This is a genomic window from Candidatus Nitrosarchaeum limnium BG20 (assembly GCF_000241145.1).
GTDB lineage: Archaea > Thermoproteota > Nitrososphaeria > Nitrososphaerales > Nitrosopumilaceae > Nitrosarchaeum > Nitrosarchaeum limnae.
This window is the reverse complement of record NZ_AHJG01000004.1, coordinates 1-1,135: the sequence shown is the minus strand read 5'-3', so window position 1 is coordinate 1,135 and position 1,135 is coordinate 1. Positions and strand designations below refer to the sequence as shown.

Genomic DNA, 1,135 nt, shown 5'->3' with positions numbered 1-1,135 from the left:
CTGTTTTTGATGGTTCATTTGTTTTTTGCTCCATCATCATTCCATCTTTCATTTCAGCTGATTTTGAAGCTGTTGCGCTTACAGAATAGCTTACAGTAAATGGATTGGTATTCATTGTGTGAACTGCTAATGCATTGCCTTTAAACTCCCATGATCCCATTGCATTCTTTGGATCGACAAATGTCAATTCAAAGATTGTTTTTCCATCTGGAGTCCATATCTGGGCTGGTTTTTCATCAGCGCTAATTGGACCTCTTAATGAAACCAGTTGAATACTTTCAGAAGCAGAGTATGAAAGAATTCCTGAATACATATCACTTGATGGTGCTAATATCACTGCAAGTTGATGTGCTTCATGTCCAACTCCTGGATCTTGTACTGACTGAATTGTTCCAGTCATTACAGTTGGGGATGTTGGATTTTCTTTGTAATCTACTTTGTAGTCAACTGTGAATGGTGTAGTTTTCATAGTGTGTACGGCTAGTGCATTACCGGCAAATTTCCATTCGCCTGCTGCATTCATTGGATCAACAAAAGTTAATGCAAACTTTGTTTTTCCATCAGGTGTCCAAATTGCTTGTCCCTTGTCTTCTCCATCTTTTAATGGACCAGTAAGCGAGACTAGTTGTATTGGTTCAGATGCATCATATTGTAATGTACCTGAATACACTTTGTCACTTGGTGCCAAAATGATTGCGAGTTGATGTGCTTCATGACCTACACCAGGATCTGTAGCTGATGTGATTCTCTCCCATCCTGCTTTCAATGCTTTTGTAGGTGTTTCCTGTTTTACTTTAGCTGCAATATCTGCGCCAAATTGTGCTTGTGGTGCAGTTGTTGGTACAGTTTTAGTAACAACTGGTGCTGAAACAACTGGGGTATTATCTTGGACATTGCCATGGTAGAATGCAAATCCTACGCCGACTGCAACAATTGCAATAGAAAATGCAATTGCTGCTTTGTCTATACCTGCCATAATTAATTTTGTGAATTTACTTTACATAAATAAATCTGATCATTGCATTACTCTCAAATTTTTTTGTTTATTTTGATTATGCCTCTGATTTTTATGGAAATTTATACTAAAATGTAAAAATTTTGATTTTTGCCTATTTTCATAATAGAATAATTACAT

The 1,135-nt window shown here is 36.7% G+C and carries 1 protein-coding gene; it reads right to left on the bottom strand.

Annotation, left to right across the window (positions count from 1 at the left end):
• On the bottom strand, nucleotides 1-976 hold a 976-nt coding region (locus BG20_RS00090), incomplete at its 3' end, for a hypothetical protein (protein ID WP_010189402.1).
• Between the last annotated feature and the right edge of the window lie 159 nt (nucleotides 977-1,135).